Annotated in this window: 16 protein-coding genes and 3 pseudogenes; 15 read left to right on the top strand and 4 right to left on the bottom strand. The window is 34.8% G+C overall.

The genetic code is table 11. The features are described 5' to 3' along the window. Nucleotides 1-98: 98 nt before the first annotated feature. The 3 genes and pseudogenes from CLOCL_RS16960 to CLOCL_RS23850 form a co-directional block, all read right to left on the bottom strand. A complete protein-coding gene (locus CLOCL_RS16960; RefSeq protein ID WP_014256479.1) occupies nucleotides 99-335 on the bottom strand; it encodes a hypothetical protein in 237 nt (78 codons plus the stop codon). A 27-nt stretch (nucleotides 336-362) separates the two neighbouring features. Beyond that, nucleotides 363-1,130: pseudogene (locus CLOCL_RS16955) on the bottom strand (IS91 family transposase); the annotation flags it as partial. Further along, complete coding sequence (locus CLOCL_RS23850; protein WP_420805135.1) at nucleotides 1,061-1,333, bottom strand: transposase zinc-binding domain-containing protein; 273 nt, start codon at nucleotides 1,331-1,333, stop codon at nucleotides 1,061-1,063. The pseudogene CLOCL_RS16955 and the gene CLOCL_RS23850, both read right to left, overlap by 70 nt. Before the next feature lie 659 nt (nucleotides 1,334-1,992). Between CLOCL_RS23850 and CLOCL_RS23580 the strand changes: the two genes are divergently transcribed. The 12 genes and pseudogenes from CLOCL_RS23580 to CLOCL_RS16900 form a co-directional block, all read left to right on the top strand. Then, on the top strand, nucleotides 1,993-2,124 hold the full coding sequence (locus CLOCL_RS23580) for a hypothetical protein (protein WP_257195468.1): 132 nt from the start codon (nucleotides 1,993-1,995) through the stop codon (nucleotides 2,122-2,124). Continuing rightward, complete coding sequence (locus CLOCL_RS23365) at nucleotides 2,106-2,354, top strand: hypothetical protein (protein ID WP_245532808.1); 249 nt, start codon at nucleotides 2,106-2,108, stop codon at nucleotides 2,352-2,354. The genes CLOCL_RS23580 and CLOCL_RS23365 overlap by 19 nt, the downstream gene beginning before the upstream one ends. A 364-nt stretch (nucleotides 2,355-2,718) precedes the next feature. Continuing rightward, nucleotides 2,719-3,485 (top strand): annotated as a pseudogene (locus CLOCL_RS23995) (GNAT family N-acetyltransferase). A 1,341-nt stretch (nucleotides 3,486-4,826) separates the two neighbouring features. Then, nucleotides 4,827-5,597 (top strand): copper amine oxidase N-terminal domain-containing protein, encoded by a 771-nt coding sequence (locus CLOCL_RS16940; RefSeq protein ID WP_014256477.1) that lies wholly within the window; start codon nucleotides 4,827-4,829, stop codon nucleotides 5,595-5,597. After that, nucleotides 5,594-8,206 (top strand): Athe_2463 domain-containing protein, encoded by a 2,613-nt coding sequence (locus CLOCL_RS16935; RefSeq protein ID WP_014256476.1) that lies wholly within the window; start codon nucleotides 5,594-5,596, stop codon nucleotides 8,204-8,206. Before CLOCL_RS16940 ends, CLOCL_RS16935 begins: the two co-directional genes overlap by 4 nt. Before the next feature lie 101 nt (nucleotides 8,207-8,307). Further along, nucleotides 8,308-8,880: a nucleotidyltransferase domain-containing protein gene (locus CLOCL_RS16930; RefSeq protein ID WP_245532807.1), complete on the top strand. Its 573-nt coding sequence runs from the start codon at nucleotides 8,308-8,310 to the stop codon at nucleotides 8,878-8,880. After that, complete coding sequence (locus CLOCL_RS16925; protein WP_157834859.1) at nucleotides 8,852-9,115, top strand: hypothetical protein; 264 nt, start codon at nucleotides 8,852-8,854, stop codon at nucleotides 9,113-9,115. The genes CLOCL_RS16930 and CLOCL_RS16925 overlap by 29 nt, the downstream gene beginning before the upstream one ends. Before the next feature lie 1,283 nt (nucleotides 9,116-10,398). Continuing rightward, nucleotides 10,399-11,169, top strand: coding sequence for a copper amine oxidase N-terminal domain-containing protein (locus CLOCL_RS16920; RefSeq protein ID WP_014256475.1), 771 nt, complete (start codon nucleotides 10,399-10,401; stop codon nucleotides 11,167-11,169). Then, nucleotides 11,166-13,766: an Athe_2463 domain-containing protein gene (locus tag CLOCL_RS16915; protein ID WP_014256474.1), complete on the top strand. Its 2,601-nt coding sequence runs from the start codon at nucleotides 11,166-11,168 to the stop codon at nucleotides 13,764-13,766. Before CLOCL_RS16920 ends, CLOCL_RS16915 begins: the two co-directional genes overlap by 4 nt. A gap of 99 nt (nucleotides 13,767-13,865) precedes the next feature. After that, a complete protein-coding gene (locus tag CLOCL_RS16910) occupies nucleotides 13,866-14,654 on the top strand; it encodes an aminoglycoside adenylyltransferase domain-containing protein (protein WP_014256473.1) in 789 nt (262 codons plus the stop codon). 100 nt (nucleotides 14,655-14,754) lie between these two features. Continuing rightward, complete coding sequence (locus CLOCL_RS16905) at nucleotides 14,755-15,174, top strand: DUF3592 domain-containing protein (protein ID WP_014256472.1); 420 nt, start codon at nucleotides 14,755-14,757, stop codon at nucleotides 15,172-15,174. 432 nt (nucleotides 15,175-15,606) lie between these two features. Continuing rightward, nucleotides 15,607-16,140: pseudogene (locus CLOCL_RS16900) on the top strand (CapA family protein); the annotation flags it as partial. Between the two features lie 134 nt (nucleotides 16,141-16,274). On the opposite strand, the gene CLOCL_RS16895 reads toward CLOCL_RS16900, so the two are convergent. Next, complete coding sequence (locus CLOCL_RS16895) at nucleotides 16,275-16,490, bottom strand: hypothetical protein (RefSeq protein WP_014256471.1); 216 nt, start codon at nucleotides 16,488-16,490, stop codon at nucleotides 16,275-16,277. Nucleotides 16,491-16,577: 87 nt separating this feature from the next. Here CLOCL_RS16895 and spoIIE point away from each other — a divergent pair, with 87 nt between their 5' ends. The 3 genes from spoIIE to CLOCL_RS16880 all read left to right on the top strand — a co-directional run bounded on the left by spoIIE (nucleotide 16,578) and on the right by CLOCL_RS16880 (nucleotide 20,267). Beyond that, nucleotides 16,578-18,968, top strand: coding sequence for a stage II sporulation protein E (gene spoIIE, locus CLOCL_RS16890; protein ID WP_014256470.1), 2,391 nt, complete (start codon nucleotides 16,578-16,580; stop codon nucleotides 18,966-18,968). Between the two features lie 175 nt (nucleotides 18,969-19,143). Beyond that, nucleotides 19,144-19,491: a hypothetical protein gene (locus CLOCL_RS16885; RefSeq protein WP_014256469.1), complete on the top strand. Its 348-nt coding sequence runs from the start codon at nucleotides 19,144-19,146 to the stop codon at nucleotides 19,489-19,491. Nucleotides 19,492-19,646: 155 nt separating this feature from the next. Further along, nucleotides 19,647-20,267 carry a hypothetical protein gene (locus CLOCL_RS16880; protein WP_014256468.1) on the top strand — a complete coding sequence of 207 codons (621 nt, stop codon included), beginning with the start codon at nucleotides 19,647-19,649 and terminating at the stop codon, nucleotides 20,265-20,267. The last annotated feature ends 60 nt before the right edge of the window (nucleotides 20,268-20,327 follow it).

Genomic DNA, 20,327 nt, shown 5'->3' with positions numbered 1-20,327 from the left:
AAAAAAATGGATATACAATATTTAAGGGCACAGAAAAAAATCCTTATTTCAATAAGAAAAAGGAAAGTATGATGCGTAAACTAAAGTAGTAAAGATTATTATTTGTTATACTCATATTTGACTCCTCTTATATCAACATAAGAGACAGGAGTCATTATTCCATCACATTTTTGACAAAAGGGTTGAGGAGGTACAGATTCATTTAAACCGTTAAAAATATTATCTTCTTCCAGTTGCATGACAATAAACCTGGGAATCCATAAAGTATATTTGCATTTGGTACATATAAATTCTACCGAATTATCTTTTGCAGAAAAACCTTCAAGTATATTCATAGAAACACCACCTGTAATTATTTGATTTTAAGGGAAATGATGTTCCAATAAACGCATTTTACCGTTGCAATTTAGACAACAAAGAGGATCGTGATGGAAATCTAAAATAATAAATAATTGCCAACGATTTAACATTCTCTGAATTTTCAACTGATGTTTATTGAACATCATAATCATTTTATCATGAAATTTGTGTTTTTTTGAATATATTCCATAATATCTAATCATTTTAAAATCTATATCGGGGATATGAATAACTAGTCTTTTAATAAAGCCAAAAACAGGAATGGTTTCCTCTAAACGTTGATTATCTTCATGTCGTTGGTAGTAAAAAGTTACATATTTATCGTCATAATTTATAATTCTGGATTGAGCCATTACGGGACGACCTGCATATCTGACAACATACTGAATACCAGCTTTAATGTTACGAAATTTATTAGGTTTGGCACGAACATAAAAGCCATTTGTAGTTTTAGAGTAAATCTTATTTTTTAAAGGTCTGAAAAATTTTTTACCAAGTTTTTTCTCAAGCAAATTGAGTAATATGGTTTGAAAACGCTTTCTTAGAGCAGTATAGTCAATATGACGTATGTGTTTGAAGATCTCGAAATTACAGATAGCACCTTCAGTACATAAAGCATGAATGTGAGGATTCCATTTTAAGTCTCTGCCGAAGGTGTGAAGAACACAAATAATGCCGGGTTTAAAATCTTGAGATTTATTTATATCATGAAACCAAGACAAAATTGTTTGGCTGGAAGCTTCAAACAGTAAGTTAAAAAGGGTTCTGTCTTTACGAAAAAATAATTATAATTCTTCAGGGATAGTGAACATAAGATGACGATGCTACAGTTAATACATTTGGAAGATATAGCAACAGCACGTTCTTTAGCATATTTAACACCACAAAAGTTACAAAAGCGGGATTTACAAGTGTGAAAAAACTTATTAACAGTACCGCAATGTTCGCAAAAAAAGTAGTAAAACCCAAGCAGCAGTTTGGCATTTTAAAATTTTGTCGACATTAATAATAACTGCCTTACGAATAGTTAAATGGGGATAGGCAATTAAGAATTTTTGCCAATGCTCAGCGAAAATTTGTTTGATTGTATATTTAGGTTAAGATTTAGTGCTTGTTATTTTTCCCTGTATCATCATGTTTAAGATTATATCATAAGTTCTGACAAATTTTGACCGAAGGGAGATGCGGCTTTAGCCGCTTTGTTCTTATATAACATCGAGACAGTTATGCAACACATATTTTTCCAAATATAACCTTGAATCCTACTGGAATTTGAAAATTTACACTATAAAAATGGTGCCTATGAAGCCGGACAGGAACTTATAGAAGATCTGTTATGGAATATAATAGATATGTTGATACTGGATTATCAAAATTGGAATTAACTAATCATGGCACAGGTTCTTATACCAGAGGCTACAATAAACTTACTCCTGAAGTTTAAGGAAATCAATAGGATCCTGCAAGATAAATCATTTGAAAATCCCCAAATAGATATAGGGTTATAAAATTTCACCTGAGATATGGAACAAAATAGACCTGAAATATATGAAAATAACAAAATTTATGACATACTTTTGTCTCGGTTAAAATACAGTTTTAAGGAGAAATAATATTTGTGGAGGATATAGGATGAAAAATAAAATTCTTAATCCTATCAGTATGTTTACAGCAGGGCTGGTATTGGGTGCGGTATCCAGATTACTCGATATATATACCAAAACTTGGGAAATATATTTTCGCAAATGTCGATTTGGATATTGATAGGAACTATAATAGCTATTTACAGCAAGACAAAGAAGAAAGCTATGATAAATGTATTTCTTTTTTGTATCGGGATGCTGATTACTTATTATGCTGTTGCAATTTTAACTTATGGAGTGTATGGCATAGATTTTATCATTGGATGGACGGTTTTTGCGTGCTGTTCTCCAATTATGGCTTTTTTTTACTTGGATGACAAAAGAGCCGGGAATTTTCCCAAAAGTAATTAGTGTCGGAATTGTATTTGTTTCAGTTCTATCAAGTATCCTATTGTTTGATAGACTGAGGGTTTATGACATTATCATTGATGCATTACTAATTTACTTCCTATTTTTTAAGAAAGTTAAGCGTTAATTCCATTGGCCATCCGTATGAAAAAGGGCTTTTCTTTATGTAACTCTGCTGAACTTATCAATTATAACATTAGTTGGAGTTGAACTTTTAAATGAGGTATTGAATGGTTCACCAGAATGCGTAAATATTTGAGATACTGATATCATGTCAGACAATAGGATTGAAGTATTATAATTTTTTATACCGCTCCACAAATATTTGGGAGAAAATTTAATTTTTAAAAACAGAGGTGTTCAATCAATGACAAATAAGCAAATACTACAAATCGCTATGGAACAATCTGCTATGGATATCAGTTGCAAAGTTGAGGATTTTTTAAAAAATAGTCCAGTGGTGGTTAATTACAACGCAGGTCCGTCGGCTAAAAAATATTACAAGGAGCCGAAAGCATGTATTTTTGTTTCCTACGGGAGAACATTGTTGCATCTGTAAAAGACGAGTATCGTGAAATAGTGACGGAATATGTCAATAGATTTGAGTTTTATCATTGCTTTGAAACACCAAATATACATTGGCTGGACGGACGGCTTGCCAAAAAAGGGCATGGAGTGTATATGATGTCTGAGTACTATTTGCCCGATGTTAACAAATTTCAGCCGCTTTCCTGTGATTATGAGCTGAGAATTTTAGAACCATCGGACTTTGCGGATTTATACAAACCGGAATGGAGCAATGCACTATGTAAAGACCGCAAGGAATCGGATGTTCTTGGAGTTGGAGCCTATGATAACGGTAAGCTTGTTGGACTTGCCGGATGCTCGGCGGATTGTGATATGATGTGGTAAATTGGTGTGGATGTACTTCCCGAATATCGTAGAAAAGGAATTGCAGCTGTTTTTACCAGTAAATTGGCTATAGAAATATTAGAACGAGGCAAGGTGCCATTTTACTGTTCGGCCTGGTCAAATATCAGATCTGTGAAAAATGCTGTGAAGAGCGGTTTTATTCCGACGTGGGTGGAGATGACAGTTAAACCGCAGGAGATAATCAATGAAATGAACAAATAGAGAAAGGAAGCAATGCAGTTTTGAAGAGGTTGATGATTCATCTTTATAAAATCGTATATCAGTATTGTTGAAAGGAAATCTTTATGAAGATAGGGAATAGCTATTTGTTTTTTGTTATTTTACTGAATTTAAATAGTTTGATTTATGGATTTACCGATTCGTATTATAAAAACAAAGAATTCATAATCTGGTCTTTATCGAACTATCTAACTTTTTTTATCGTATTGTTTTGTTTTCTGAGATTAATGTAAGGAAAAAATTTAAAACGAAATCCAGTAGAAAAATATTTTTCGGATCAATATTTTTATCTTTTGTAACAATACTAAATGGTTGGTACTTGGGAACAAAGGATTTTCTATCTATATTATTTGTTATCTTTTTGTAGTTCAATTAATTATGGGTGTTGCTAATATTATAATAATTTTAAATTGCAAAAAACTTATTTATGAAGATAAAGAAGAGTTTAAGCCAAAATTTCTATTAAAGAAGAAGTTGAAGAAATCTCCAATTTTCTAGAGAATAATAGGTCTAATAAAAGCAGACAGAAAGATATAATATTTTCAGCAGCTTTATCATTTTTCTAGTTATCTTATACATAATAATTCCTCCTATACTTAGGGAATAGTGATAACAGGGATGAAATAATTTATTTATCCTTACCGTTTGTTATCATATTAAATATTGTTAATAAGATAAAGAACGAAAGGTATTTTGAAGATAGTAACAAGTCATTTAAAATATCTATTATTGATTCTATTTTAATAATGGGTGGCTTAACATTTTACTATTATTTTGAAGGGGTAGTGTATTACAAAACAGGTGTGTACAACTTTATAATTATGACAATACCGGTGGCTATGCTATTACCAGTCCTAAATACAAACTATAAAATATCTAAGGAGTATTATAGGGCTGTATCTGATAAAAGGGGAAAAAAGAATAACGCAGTTATGAAAAAAACATAACAATATTTATATTTTTATCTGAATTGGTAAAACCGCTATTAGTCTTTATTAAGCTGTACTACAAAAAAATTCAGGATTAGCTGGTTTGCAGTACAATGGTTTAATTGACAGATTTTATTGCTTATCTCTACCATAACAATACAGGTTCGGGAGTTTTTTTCATCATAACTTAAAAAAAGAAAGGACAGCTACGGTTCAACCATAAATAGCAGTATATTAAGACTTGTTTAGTAGAATTGGTTAAAGGTGCAATGGCATCTAAAATGTGGTATTATTGTTGGCGATATAAAAAGTAGAGTTTATTGAAGAAATATTTTAAATGTGATGTGACAAATAAAAAATTTATTGAGAGATGTTTTTCAGAGGAGGATTTATCATGAAAAAATTTGCAGTTGTTATTGTTATAGCACTTTTTATGACAGGATTTTTTTCAGTATGGAATGTTTTTGGTGATATGCCTCTTCGTATAGTAGTAGATGGAGACAGATTGTTTTTTCCTGATGCCCAACCTTTTATAGATTCGAATGGCAGAACACAAGTACCGGCAAGATTTATAGGAGAAAGACTTGGGGCAACCGTTACATGGGATGGTGCAGCACAGAAAGCAGTATTTGTAAAAGGGAGTAAGAAGTTAGTTCTTTATATAGGAAAAAAAGAATATGAACTGGACGGGAAAACACTACAGATGGATACAGCAGCATTGTTACATGAGGATAGAACTTATGTACCGGCAAGATATGTGGCTGAAGCATTTGGCGCGACTGTTCGCTGGGATAGTGTAATCAAGACAGTGTATATTGATACGGAGAGCAGAGTACTACCTACACCACAGGCTACGAAAGACCCGGTGTATGGTTGGATTAAGGTGGAAACTGATGTTGTAGATGTTGAGTATGGAATATCTATTACATTTACATCAGATCAGGAATTGATGAAAGCAAGGTTAGATGCAGCAGAGAAAATGTTTGCCGAAGTGTACGGTGAAGATATTGCTAAAGAGGTCTTTGAATATGTTAGAAAAAAGAAAACAGTATCTGATGTTGTACCATTGAAGAAATTTACAAACGGCAGTAAAATTGTTACAGCTAAAGCTGGAGGCGTAGGTATCATGGTACAAGTGTGGAAAGAAGGAGTAGTGCTTCAATGAAACGAATAATTGCTTTTATACTCATCTTAATCTTAATATTACCAAATTGTATAAAAGCTAAAGAATTCAATTTAAGTCCAAAAGAACTAGTTGATATGGCAAATAAGGAAATAATAAATTTAGGACTTTTTGGCGAAGAGTACTTTAGTAAAGATTTCAATATAGCTGGAAAGCCTTTGTCAGAAAATGAGCATTTAAGAGGATATAGAAACTATATTGTATATGGAGAACCGCATGGTGATTTCAGGGAAAATAGGTACCGTTATTTGGGATACACAATGATGGATGCTGAGTTCACAAATTATTTGTTTCCTAATGATGTAACTTCTAAAACTGGATTGTGGAATAGAAATTGGATTGAAATGCCATTAAATAATTCGTTAACGATGAATAGGAAAGAATTAATTAGTGAATTGGATACCTTTGATAACCACCCAATATATGAAGAGAGCATAAGATTAGGGCTAAAACTAATATCAAGAAAAAATCCCGACGGTTCTCTACTGGACTTTCCCGACGACAAAATTGCCGAAAGACAATGGCACAAATATGTTCACATATACCAACCGCCCACAAGCGTAAGCTGGGGATGTGGCATTATGTTTCATAACGACGGCAAAAACTATTTGACTGTACCGCTGTCACCGGAAGGACTTAGGGGTGACCTCAGTGTTCAATTTGAAGAAATACCGTCAAGTGTTGCAGCAGGTAAAAAAGTACAAGTACTTGTACAAGTTAAATCTACATTCAAAAGAGACTTGACTGAAGCCGACGGAAGTGCGCCGGAATTCAAATGGGAGATAACAGATAAAGCAACAAATAAGCCGGTACCTTCGGTAAAGTATTATGGCTATGTGGAGAAGGATACCGGCAAAATTGAACTATCTGCTAATGGTGAAACTGCACTTTTTGCAGAATTTGAAATGCCGGAACATGAAGTAAACATTAAGTTTGAGATAAATAAAGAAGGAGTGAACCCAGCAGAAACTTATCTTGACAATAATGTTTTAAATGCAGTGATAACACCGGCAATAAAAATTAACACCTTTGGAGATATAGAACTTGACTACAATATATTGAGCAGAAAAGTTAATTTTCCTTTAGCTGACGGTAGGGCTATAACTGCAAAACTGTCGGCACCAAGTGGAAGATTGACCGGAAATGCCTGGGGAACATTAAATATATACAATGACTCTGTTAATTTGTTCAGAGGATTTGAAAATCAAACAATAAAAGTGAATGAACCGGCAGGTACCATAATAAAGTATCCGGAAATTAACACAACAATACATAGAAAAGATGCTACATACGATTCAAACAGCAATAGTTATGACAACCCCATGGAAAGAAAATGGCTGGACGGACCGGCGGTAAAAACAGCCGTTGGGGCAATTAGCTTTGGGGGAAGAGCATATGCCAATTACATATACACCGTTACCAGAACCAATGAGGATGGCAGTACATACACAGAAACGAGAACAGGTATTACCAGTGCGGATTTTGATTCCGGTACCGATACAAAAAACATAACGACTAGAATATACAACGGCAAGCCTGTAATACCGGCAAAGACTTTTGAGAATAAAATAGAGAATAATACACCGAACTATTTAATAAAAAATTTGTGGTGGACAAGCGAACCCTATGAATTGGATGTGGTACGCTGGATGTGTCACCAGGATGTAGATGGCTCACTATATGGATGGACAGCAGTACCGGGACGTTATAAAAGGACATTTACACAACAGAATAGCGCTATAATTAAATGGAATGTTTTAAGTACTATGGAAAACGAATACAAAAGAAGCCGTGAAGCTGCAAGAAGTATGGATTACAGAAAATCCGAATATGACAAAGCTGTCTTTGCATCGGATATAATATTTAAGAATGTGGATTATCCCATTAAGTCAGGATATTATTTAAATCCTACAGGAACATATACATTTACTGTTGAAACAATCACATACAAACCGACGAACGATGAAACCGAAGACCATAAAGAACTGGTGGAAGCAGTTATCAATTCTTTCAGGTATGAGACGGATTTAATGTATATAAACAGCAATAATCAACCGGTAAATCTGCAAAATGAGTTACTGACCAAAAGCGGGAACAGTTATGCGAGACGTCCTGCTGCATTAACAGCAAAAGATCCGACCGGAGTTGACGGTGTGAAGATGCTTTACGTAGAGAAGACGAATTACACCAGAGATTATGAGGAATTGAAACACAGTGAAAAAAGCGGCGAATACACCCATGAATACTTTAAAGCCATACTTGAGGGATATGAGGAGTCGGGGACGCTTGAGAGCAGGGATAAGTATAAATACAGAGAATACATAAAAGACGGACAGAAGATATACAAAATAACCGAAAAAACAACAGTTACCATAAAAATTAATCCTGAAAACAGAAAGTTATATACGTATATAAACATGCCGGACGGAAAATATACGGTAGCAGCGTGGATTGGTGATATTGCACTGTCTGAAGCAAACAGTGAATTTAAAAAACTTGGCACTTTAAAAGGAATATACAATTTTGATACAATTGAGGTAACAGTAAAAGGGAATCTTTATGACGACCAAAACCCCGTAATTGGACGCTGAAAAGAAAACAGTTATGTTAAAGTATGAAAATAAAGTTATTTATAAAGCCTGATATTAATTTGAATGTTGGATTTGTTAAAGAATAGGGATGAATAAAAAATATGGATAGTTGTGATTTATTGGAACGCTTTGTTCAAAAAAATATAGCAATTTTGGGAGATAATTTAGTCGGAATATATTTACATGGTTCTGCAGCTATGGGATGCTTCAATGCCGAAAAGAGCGATATAGATCTTATAGTTGTTGTAAAAAGTGAACTTCCAAAAGAAATCAAGCGTGAATATATGGATATGGTAGTGAAATTAAATAATGAAGCACCGGCGAAGGGAATAGAGATTAGCATCGTTAGAGAGACAGTGTGTAAACCGTTTGTATATCCCACACCTTTCGAATTGCACTTCTCTATTGCTCATTTAAACTGGTACCAGTCAAACCCGGATGAATATGTAGATAAAATGAAAGGAACAGACAAAGATTTGGCAGCGCATTTTACAGTTATTCGACATAGAGGAAAAACTATCTATGGCGAAGAAATAAAGAATGTGTTTTCAAGTGTCAGCAAAGAGGACTATTTTGATAGCGTATGGAATGATATTAAAGGCGCGAGAATAGAAATTATTGATAATCCAACATATATTGAACAAATTGAGTTTCAAAGTTATATCTTCCGCTAAGAAAGGAAACACTGCTACGGTAAAGACAGAAATAACCAACATAGATATGTCTGAAATTATAGGGGAATATCTCCTGAGAGGACTGGCTATTGCATTCCAAAACTCTTTTTCAGGAGAAAATGAGAAGAGTGAAGAAGAAAAGAATGCTGAGACAAAACAAATATTTATAGACTTATTAAATAGAGAAGACAACAAAACGACAAACTGTCCAGGCATGAAAACAGTTGGAAAATAGAGGTCGATGAAGAGTTTCAGGATGCAGTATTGGGAGGTTTAGTTACGGTGAAAAAAGATTTAGAAAAAAGTTTTAACAGTTGGCAGGAAAGCTCTGACAGCAATGACTGAAGATAAATTGATGTAACTAATAAGGTTTGTAACTAATGATATGACTTTGACACCAATTTCATTAAGCAGTACATAGACGCTTTTTCTGATGAGATATGGAATCTGGATTGATGTGATTATAAAGCCCTTTGGGGCTTTTTTTATGAGCATGAAATGCTGATGTAAATTTAAATGAAGTAAAACAATCATTTACAAGATATTTTTATACTTGGTCTGATACTTGCTAATGTTTTGTATTACAGGGAGATGTTATATAATGTCGTTATGAAAGGAATATAAAGAAGATATCCAAGTTTTTTGAAGATAAAAGCAAGATGTAAAAGACGTTTATGGTTTGCCAAAATGAAGAAACTATTCAGCCTTATTAAGAATCTATTGAAGAGATTAAGGAAGAACTGACAAGTTTTGTTTTAAGTTCTTTTGGATTACTATTAGCTGCGATTTTTTATTCACGTTGTTTATAGGATCAAATAAAGAAAAAATTTAAAAAATACCATTTAAAAATAAATATTATTTCTGTTCACAATGAACTATGCTTCTCTTGAAAGATATTCTAATGGAAGAAATACATCTGTATTTAATTGTAATTCTATTTGAATGTCAGCAGTAAATTACAATTATTTTGAAGGAGTAGTGTATTACAAAACAGGTGTGTACAACTTTATAGTTATGACAATACCGGTGGCTATGCTATTACCAGTCCTAAATACAAACTATAAAATATCTAAGGAGTATTATAGGGCTGTATCTGATAAAAGGGAAAAATAGGATAATGCGGTTCTGAAAAAGCCATGAAAAATATTTATACCTTTATCTGAATTAGTAGAAGCGTTGAAACCTTTATTAAGCTGCACCACAGAGAAATTCAAGATTTTCTGGTTTGCAGTACAATGGATTAATTGACAGAATCAATTACTTATCTCTACTGTAGCAATACAGGTTCGAGAGGTTTTTCTACCATAATCTAGAAAAAAAGGACGTACAGCTGTAATTCAAACATAAAAAGCAGTTTATTAAGACTTGTTTGGTGAAATTGGTTAAAGATATAATAATACGTAAAATGTGGTATTATTCTTGACGATATAAAAAGTAGAATTTATTGGAGAATAATTTAAATGTTGTGTGACAAAGAAAATAATTTTTATTGATATATATTTGAGAGGAGGATTTATCATGAAAAAGTTTACAGTGCTTATTGTTGCGGCATTGTTTATGACAGGATTTTTTTCAGTATGGAATGTTTTTGGCGATATGCCTCTTCGTATAGTAGTAGATGGAGATAGATTGTTTTTTCCTGATGCCCAGCCTTTTATAGATTCGAATGGCAGAACACAAGTACCGGCAAGATTTATAGGAGAAAGACTGGGGGCAACCGTTACATGGGATGGTGCAGCACAGAAAGCAGTTTTTGTAAAAGGGAATAAGAAGTTAGTTCTTTATATAGGAAAGAAGGAATATGAACTGGACGGCAAGATTCTACAAATGGATACCGCAGCATTGTTACATGAGGACAGAACTTATGTACCGGCAAGATATGTGGCTGAAGCATTTGGCGCGACTGTTCGCTGGGATAGTGTAATCAAGACAGTGTATATTGATACGGAGAACAAAGCAGTACCTACACCACAGGCTACGAAGGATCCGGTGTATGGCTGGATTAAGGTTGAAACTGATGTTGTAGATGTTGAATACGAAATATCAATTATTTGGACTTCAGATATTGATATTTTAAATTTGAGATATGATGCAGCAGAAAAAATATTTGCGGAAGTTTATGGAGAAGAAATTGCAAAAGAAGTATTTAACTATCTAAGAGGAAAAAAGTCAAGATGGGATGAATTGCCTAGAAAAAAATTTTATATAAAAAATAAAGTAGTTACAGCAAGAGCATCTGGTATGGAGATTTTATTGCAAGTTTGGAAAGAAGGAGTAGAACTGCAATGAGATATATTATTTCTTTTGCTTTGATATTCCTATTAATATTTTATACTTCAATTTATGCAGAAGACATAAGTAGATTAAAACTTGTAGAATTAGCAAATAAAGAAATCGTTTCAATGGGAATATGTGAAGAAGATTATTTTGACGAAGTAAACAAAAATGGGAAGAAGTTATCTAATAGTAAGTATTTAACTGGTTATAGAAACTATATTGTTTATGGACAACCTCACGGAGACTTTAAAAACGATAGATATAGATATTTGGGATATACAATGAATGATGCCAAGTTTACTAACTATTTATTTCCTAATGATATAACTTCAGCAACAGGATTATGGAATAGGGAATGGATAATAAACCCAAAAAGAAATGAACTTACTGAAATGAGACCAGAAGTTCAGGATGAAGGAATATTCAACAACAACCCAATATATGAGGAAAGCATAAGATTAGGGCTAAAACTAATATCAAGAAAAAATCCCGACGGTTCTCTACTGGACTTTCCCGACGACAAAATTGCCGAAAGACAATGGCACAAATATGTTCACATATACCAACCGCCCACAAGCGTAAGCTGGGGATGTGGTATAATGTTTCATAACGACGGCAAAAACTATTTGACTGTACCGCTGTCACCGGAAGGACTTAGGGGTGACCTCAGTGTTCAATTTGAAGAAATACCGTCAAGTGTTGCAGCAGGTAAAAAAGTACAAGTACTTGTACAAGTTAAATCTACATTCAAAAGAGACTTGACTGAAGCCGACGGAAGTGCGCCGGAATTCAAATGGGAGATAACAGATAAAGCAACAAATAAGCCGGTACCTTCGGTAAAGTATTATGGCTATGTGGAGAAGGATACCGGCAAAATTGAACTATCTGCTAATGGTGAAACTGCACTTTTTGCAGAATTTGAAATGCCGGAACATGAAGTAAACATTAAGTTTGAGATAAATAAAGAAGGAGTGAACCCAGCAGAAACTTATCTTGACAATAATGTTTTAAATGCAGTGATAACACCGGCAATAAAAATTAACACCTTTGGAGATATAGAACTTGACTACAATATATTGAGCAGAAAAGTTAATTTTCCTTTAGCTGACGGTAGGGCTATAACTGCAAAACTGTCGGCGCCAAATGGAAAATTGACCGGAAATGCCTGGGGAACATTAAATATATACAATGACTCTGTTAATTTGTTCAGAGGATTTGAAAATCAAACAATAAAAGTGAATGAACCGGCAGGTAACATAATAAAGTATCCGGAAATTAGCACAACAATACATAGAAAAGATGCTACATATGATTCAAACAGCAATAGCTATGACAATCCCATGGAAAGAAAATGGCTGGACGGCCCGGCTGCAAAAACAGCCGTTGGGGCAATTAGCTTTGGGGGAAGAGCATATGCCAATTACATATACACCGTTACCAGAACCAATGAGGATGGCAGTACATACACAGAAACGAGAACAGGTATTACCAGTGCGGATTTTGATTCCGGTACCGATACAAAAAACATAACGACTAGAATATACAACGGCAAGCCTGTAATACCGGCAAAGACTTTTGAGAATAAAATAGAGAATAATACACCGAACTATTTAATAAAAAATTTGTGGTGGACAAGCGAACCCTATGAATTGGATGTGGTACGCTGGATGTGTCACCAGGATGTAGATGGCTCACTATATGGATGGACAGCAGTACCGGGACGTTATAAAAGGACATTTACACAACAGAATAGCGCTATAATTAAATGGAATGTTTTAAGTACTATGGAAAACGAATACAAAAGAAGCCGTGAAGCTGCAAGAAGTATGGATTACAGAAAATCCGAATATGACAAAGCTGTCTTTGCATCGGATATAATATTTAAGAATGTGGATTATCCCATTAAGTCAGGATATTATTTAAATCCTACAGGAACATATACATTTACTGTTGAAACAATCACATACAAACCGACGAACGATGAAACCGAAGACCATAAAGAACTGGTGGAAGCAGTTATCAATTCTTTCAGGTATGAGACGGATTTAATGTATATAAACAGCAATAATCAACCGGTAAATCTGCAAAATGAGTTACTGACCAAAAGCGGGAACAGTTATGCGAGACGTCCTGCTGCATTAACAGCAAAAGATCCGACCGGAGTTGACGGTGTGAAGATGCTTTACGTAGAGAAGACGAATTACACCAGAGATTATGAGGAATTGAAACACAGTGAAAAAAGCGGCGAATACACCCATGAATACTTTAAAGCCATACTTGAGGGATATGAGGAGTCGGGGACGCTTGAGAGCAGGGATAAGTATAAATACAGAGAATACATAAAAGACGGACAGAAGATATACAAAATAACCGAAAAAACAACAGTTACCATAAAAATTAATCCTGAAAACAGAAAGTTATATACGTATATAAACATGCCGGACGGAAAATATACGGTAGCAGCGTGGATTGGGGATATTGCACTGTCTGAAGCAAACAGTGAATTTAAAAAACTTGGCACATTAAAAGGAGTATACAATTTTGATGCAATTGAGGTAACAGTAAAAGGGAATCTTTATGACGATCAAAACCCTGTAATTGGGCGCTGAAAAGAAAACAATTACATTAAAGTATAAAATTAGAGTTTTTATAAACCTGACATTAGTTCGAATGCTGGCTTTGCTAAAGAATAAGGATGGTCAAAAGATATGAATAGTTGCGATTTATTGGAGCGATTTGTTCAACAAAATATAGCAATTTTGGGAGATAATTTGGTCGGGATATATTTACATGGTTCTGCAGCTATGGGATGCTTTAATGCCGGAAAAAGTGATATAGATCTTATAGTTGTAGTAAAGAGTGAACTATCAAAGGAAATCAAGCGTGAATATATGGATATGGTAATGAAATTAAATAAGGAAGCACCGGCTAAGGGAATAGAGATTAGCATTGTGAAAGAAGCTGTATGTAATCCCTTTGTTTATCCTACACCCTTTGAACTGCACTTTTCCATTGCACATCTCGAGTGGTACAAGGCAAATCCTGATGAATATGTAGAGAAAATGAAGGGAACAGACAAAGATTTAGCAGCGCATTTTACTGTTATCCGACATAGAGGAAAAACTATCTATGGCAAAGAAATAAAGAATGTATTTTCAACTATCAGCAAAGAGGACTATTTTGATAGCATATGGAATGATATAAAAGGTTCCAGAACAGAAATTATTGATAATCCAACATATTTTATTCTTAATTTATGCAGAGTGTTGGCATATGTAGAGGACAACCTTGTTTTGTCGAAAGAGGAAGGCGGACATTGGGGAATTGCTAATGTTCCTGAGAAGTATATGGATTTGATATCAAATGCTGCGAAAGAGTATCGAAATGATGTAAAAATGCCTTTAGATGAGGAACTTGCAGAAGAATTTGCGGGCTATATGCTTGATAGGATATGGAACGGTTGGCTGAGTTATGAATATAGGAAAGGTAAAGTTTAAGAAAGTTATATAGGAGAGGGAAAATAAAAGAACAAAAAGTTCCATAATAGATTTTACTTATTCAACAATAAAGTAAAAATAATTAAGGGAGATGTTTTATATGGAATACATTGTGTATGTTGATAAAAAAAAGCGAATAATAATTGCTGTTATAACTATTCTTGCAACTCTTTTTTCGATAGGAATGGTAGTAAGCGAAAAAATGAAGTCTGCAAATTATGTAAGTACTAATGCTACAGTTGTCAATGCTTCCAATGATTTGGAGTATAATTCAAATATTGACGGCTCTTGGATATATTGGGTTACATACTCATTCGATGTAAATGGCAAATCATATACGGCAACAAAGCAGGAGTTCGATATTTTTCAAAAAAAAGTCGGTGATACAGCTTATATCAGATATGATCCCAATAATCCGGAGATATTGGAAAATACGCTGTTACAAAACACAGGCATCGTATTGACCTTGTTTTTTGGCTTGATTTCAGTTTTCTTAATCTCAAGTTTGAGGAAAAATTAGTTTTAAAGAACGAGGTATAATGGCCGACATTGTCAAGACAAACTCTTAACCTTTCTAAGTAAGATTTTCCTTTCTATGATTTATATAATATCTAAATTTGAATACTCTGTTGGATGGAGGTCAAGGGTGAGCATACGTGAGTTCATATTGACTCTCGACATCCAATAGATATATTTTTTTGATTTCCGGTCTGTTTTAACAGACCGACTGCATTCCTGTGAGGACTAGGTTTATAGTAGAGCACAGGATTTTATACTACTGCCTTGATTTGTTTGTTAAACCCACAAAATATTCTGATGATGATTTTTTGTCTGTTTTAATTTTTAGTATTATACTTTTTAGGTAAAATATATTAAAATAATAAAAGAATATAACTGGTACGTTTTTTATTTTTTGACTTTTTTAAATTAAGAAGCAGAAGAAAGGGATGTAAAAAGGGCAAAGGAGCTTGCGGATTTTATTATTGTTGCACCTCACTGGGGAACCGAATATATGCATACGCCTTCAAAAAGCCAAAGGGAATTGGCCGAATATATGGCAGAACTGGGAGTTGATTTGGTCATCGGAGCCCATCCTCATGTGATTCAACCGGTGGAATGGATAGAAAGTGATAATGGAAATAAGATGCTGGTTTATTATTCCCTTGGAAACTTTATTAATTCCACCAATGAGAGGGGAGACGGAATAGCTGACAGGATGGTGGGCGCAATGGCACAGGTTACCATAGGAAAAAAAGAAGGAGAAGAAGTATCTGTTAAAAACTATAGTGCAGTACCCTTGGTAACACATATGAAAACCGGTGTCGGCCTTATCACTACCTATAAGTTTGAGGATTACTCGGCTGAATTGGCAAAAGAAAACGAGATAATAAAGCAAGATCCCAATTTTTCCTATGAATATTGTATTAAGATTTGGAACGAGACATTCCCGGATTTCAGTTATTCCTACAATGGTGTATCCGATTAGTTGGTATCCTTACGGATAACACCGGTATTTTTGCCTGAATATCTTAATGCTAAATCTTATTTCCTTATTAATTTAAAAACATCTTGGGAAATTTATATAATAATTTCATGTTTTGCTGTACTTGTTCTATAATATTATTGTAGCAATAACAATTTAATCTGATATTTTTTAATTGGGTACAAAAAAAGTTTTTGACGAAATACTACAAAATAGTCGAAGGTATTTGCAATTTCAAACTTAAATAAAAACATTGAGTCAATCTTTCTTGAAGTTAGTCCGGTGCTGTCTGCGGTTGTGTTTTGCAGACAAGTGTCATAATAATTTTGGACAGCCACAACCAAAACCGACAAACATTTTTATCCCCCTGTTTTATAATCGGTTCTGCAAAACAAAACCGGAAAAATTTTAAAAAAATATATTTCAGGGGGTTACAAAAGATGAAAACACAGTTTATTCCTAATCAGAAATTAAGGGATTTAGGGTATGAAAAAACAAAAGGAGGTATTTTGGGAGGACTGGCTGTATCAAAAGGAAATATTGTATTGCTTTTAGTGACCTTTTTATTAGGAAGAGTATCTTTATTTGACAGTCTTATGCCTTTTGGTATGGCATTTTATGCAGCTTCGGCAGGTATATGCACAAACAGGGTTTTGATGGCAGCGGCAGTAATAATGGGAATGCTCACCGGCGGAGCAGTGGAAGAACTGTATGTTGGCTTAATGTTTCTTGTTTCCTTTACTGTAATTGAACGGCTGTTCAAGAACAAAACAGCCAGGGACGGAATTAAGTATTCGCTTATCGGACTGGTAAGCATAGCTGTTTCCCAGTTAATACCGGTGAGTATGCATGGATTTTTATTGTATGATATTTTAAGAGCTTTGTTATACACTGCGTTGGTATTTTCATTGATATTTATTTTCAGAAGAAGCATACCTTTAATTGACGGAACGGGTATTAATCGTGAGATATCCAGTGAAGAAGCAATAAGTTTGGCAATGCTGGCTGCAATTGCATTGACGGGCTTTGGAGATATGCAAATAGCAGGAGCATCTTTGACAAATGTGTTTGGTATACTGGCAGTAATGCTGTTCAGTTACAAAGCCGGGCCGGCTGTGGGTTCGACAGTGGGTATAATTGTCGGACTGGTTGTTACCCTGTCCAATCCTGTTACGCCTTTGATAATTGGAACTTATGGATTTTGCGGACTTTTGGCGGGAGTGTTCAGAAATCTTGGCAAGACCGGTGCCGCATTGGGTTTTGTTATTGGAAACGCAATACTGACCCTTTATATAAACGGATCAACGGAAGTGCTTCTATATATTAAAGATATGATTTTCTCATCTATAATTTTTACGGCTATTCCTCAAAAAACCATTAACGGCTTTATGGGTGTTTTTTCGGCCAGTCCTGCGGTTTTAAAGGATAAGGCCAGTTACAGCGAGCGTATTAAGGAATTGACTGTTGAGAGATTGAACAATTTTGCAAAAGCTTTTCAGGAACTGTCAAAGACCTTTGACGAAATATCTCAAGCCAAAATGGTAACCGGAAATCAAGACATCTCATGCCTCTTTGACCGAGTGGCGGACAAAGTGTGCAAGGACTGCAGTTTGTGCCTCCATTGCTGGGATAGGAATTTCTACAATACATACCAGGTAATGTTTAGAGTGGTGGAAAGCCTTGAGAAGAAAGGATGGATAGAAGAAACGGATATTCCGGAGTACTTTATGGAAAGATGTGAGCGCATTGGCGAGTTTGTAAAACAGGTAAATAACATTTATGAACTGTTCAAGGTGGATATGTCATGGAAGAACAGGATGGGAGAGAGCAGAGGATTGATATCCCAGCAATTGGACGGGCTTTCCAATGTGATTTCAAACCTGGCGCTGGAGATAAATAACGATATTGAATTCAAAGGAGATCTGGAGGAAAAGCTTTTGTCGGAGCTTGAAAATAGCGGGGTAAAGGTTAAGGATGTTGTAGTTTATAAAAACAAGTGGGATAAATTCGAGGTTAATATTTTCCACAAGGGATGTGCCGGGGCCAATAAATGCTTGGATTCCATTGAGAAGATGGTGTCCGATGTCCTCAAAAGAAGGATGGTAAAAGACAGAAGTGAGTGTGTGTACAACCATAAATTGGGGACATGCAATCTTAAGCTGGTGGAGGAAGAAGTTTTCAGTATAACTACAGGAGTTGCCAGAATGTCAAAGCATGAGAGCATGATTTCTGGGGATAATTATACCTTTTTGAACATTGGCGACGGTAAGCATGTTATGGCTTTAAGCGACGGAATGGGTACCGGACAGCGAGCTTTTAACCAAAGCAAGGCAGCCATCGGGCTATTGGAGCAGTTTATGGAAACCGGCTTTGACAAGGATACTGCTATAAGGCTGATCAATTCAATACTTGTGCTGAAATCCGACGATGATTCCTTTGCCACTATTGACCTCTGTGCTGTAGACCTTTATGACGGTAAGGTTGAATTTGTGAAAATTGGGGCTGTGCCGACATTTATAAAAAGGCCGCGCAAAATTGAAGTTATTAAAACCGTTTCCCTGCCGGCAGGCATATTGAGCAATATAGAAACCGAGCTCGTATGCAAAAACGTAAGCAACGGAGATTTCATTATAATGGTTACTGATGGAATTATAGACTCTTTCAAGCAGGAAGAGGGGGGAGAGCAGACACTTATAAAGTTTATCGAAGACCTTGACAGTATAAATCCTCAGGTTATTGCCGACAGCATACTTGCAGAGGCATGCTCGAGATGCCGAAACAAGCCTGTGGATGATATGACCGTGCTGGTGGCAAAGATATGGAAACGGTAAACAAAGTTCTGTGTATAATTTCCTGGACATTTGTAAAAACTATCTCTGAATGCATATCACAGCAGTGGCTTGGTCTAGCGGAAATCACTGCTGTGATGGCAATATGAACTATGTATTCCCAAAAGTTTGAAAAGGGCAAACTTTTTAAGAATAATAGGATGTTCGGAGGAGTTTTATGGTATGTGATAACACTAAAAGAGTAGTAGTAATAAGAAATATTCCTTCCAATTTTATTGAAGAGGCTATTTTGGTATTAAAGAACAAGCCTGAGAGGGGTGTTGGCAAAAACATAAAGAAGGTTTTTTCAAAGAATGATAACAAAATAAGCGACCATATTTTAAAGGAGGCAGAGGAAGTAATAAACAACTATATCAGGAGGAATGGAGCTCAAAAAGAACTTGGTCCCGAGCTTCACTTAAGGCCCAGCCATAATAAACCGAAGCTGCTTACGAGTACCGTTATTAATCTGGCTTTGATAGGAAGTATTGTGTTGCTGCTTTTTCTGGTTGTAAAGCTTTTATGATATACATTATTTTTTTCTCATATTTTATAACAGTTTTATTTGCCTGGGCTTTTTTTCATTTTTTTCGTTGCTTTTACATGAACAAGGTTGTATTATAAATAGTAGATTTTTAAAAGTGACAGAGAATTAGAAATCATTTAAGGGGAAATTTAATAGTGTCAAATAACAATTTATTAGATATATTGCTTTTTCCGAAGTCATTTTATAAGAAAATATCCGATAAATTATTAACCCTGTATCTGGGAATTATTTTGGTTGGTTTTATAGACATGGGTTTTAGCTTATATGCTGATTTACCGATGTATTTTTTGCGTAAGCCTCCAACCGCACTATTGTTTAATATTTCCCTCACGCTGTGTTTCATCATATTGGCAGGGCTTATTGATATTGTTTTTTTTGCTTTGCCCCTTTTTGATATATTCAAATTTTTCAGGGTTAAGGAAAGAATAAAGAATATCAACGGACAGCTTATAAAGCTTATGAAAATATATGTGGTATCCCATTTTCTTGTTGTACCCGTAAATGCTTTTTTTCTTTTTCTTTCAAACGGATTCTACGGCCCAAAGGGGGCTGTTTTCTATATTTCATTTTTTATGCTTTCGATTGTCACTCCTGTCTGGCATAGTGCAATTATGACCAGAGGAATAAATGCGATTTACAACTTTGATGAACGTCTCAAGGGTGCGGTGTTTGGCTTGGTTTATATATGGTCAACTTTGCTGGGATATGCTCTGGGATACATTATTGATAACTGGCTTATTGTATTTTTAACGTAAAATGACGATAATTTTCAGTTGTAAAACTATAAAATTCTGCTATAATAGTGGTGAACAAAT

The organism is Acetivibrio clariflavus DSM 19732 (assembly GCF_000237085.1).
In the GTDB taxonomy this organism is placed as follows: Bacteria; Bacillota; Clostridia; order Acetivibrionales; family Acetivibrionaceae; genus Acetivibrio; species Acetivibrio clariflavus.
This window is presented reverse-complemented; position numbering and strand designations above follow the sequence as displayed.

Bases quoted from the DNA above. Each gene is read 5' to 3' on its own strand.
- CLOCL_RS16905 (WP_014256472.1), top strand. From the start codon at position 14,755: ATGGAATACATTGTGTATGTTGATAAAAAAAAGCGAATAATAATTGCT.
- CLOCL_RS16920 (WP_014256475.1), top strand. From the start codon at position 10,399: ATGAAAAAGTTTACAGTGCTTATTGTTGCGGCATTGTTTATGACAGGA.
- CLOCL_RS16930 (WP_245532807.1), top strand. From the start codon at position 8,308: ATGGATAGTTGTGATTTATTGGAACGCTTTGTTCAAAAAAATATAGCA.
- CLOCL_RS16910 (WP_014256473.1), top strand. From the start codon at position 13,866: ATGAATAGTTGCGATTTATTGGAGCGATTTGTTCAACAAAATATAGCA.
- CLOCL_RS16885 (WP_014256469.1), top strand. From the start codon at position 19,144: ATGGTATGTGATAACACTAAAAGAGTAGTAGTAATAAGAAATATTCCT.
- CLOCL_RS16915 (WP_014256474.1), top strand. From the start codon at position 11,166: ATGAGATATATTATTTCTTTTGCTTTGATATTCCTATTAATATTTTAT.
- CLOCL_RS23365 (WP_245532808.1), top strand. From the start codon at position 2,106: ATGTCGATTTGGATATTGATAGGAACTATAATAGCTATTTACAGCAAG.
- CLOCL_RS16960 (WP_014256479.1), bottom strand. From the start codon at position 335: ATGAATATACTTGAAGGTTTTTCTGCAAAAGATAATTCGGTAGAATTT.
- spoIIE (WP_014256470.1), top strand. From the start codon at position 16,578: ATGAAAACACAGTTTATTCCTAATCAGAAATTAAGGGATTTAGGGTAT.
- CLOCL_RS16940 (WP_014256477.1), top strand. From the start codon at position 4,827: ATGAAAAAATTTGCAGTTGTTATTGTTATAGCACTTTTTATGACAGGA.
- CLOCL_RS23580 (WP_257195468.1), top strand. From the start codon at position 1,993: ATGAAAAATAAAATTCTTAATCCTATCAGTATGTTTACAGCAGGGCTG.
- CLOCL_RS16935 (WP_014256476.1), top strand. From the start codon at position 5,594: ATGAAACGAATAATTGCTTTTATACTCATCTTAATCTTAATATTACCA.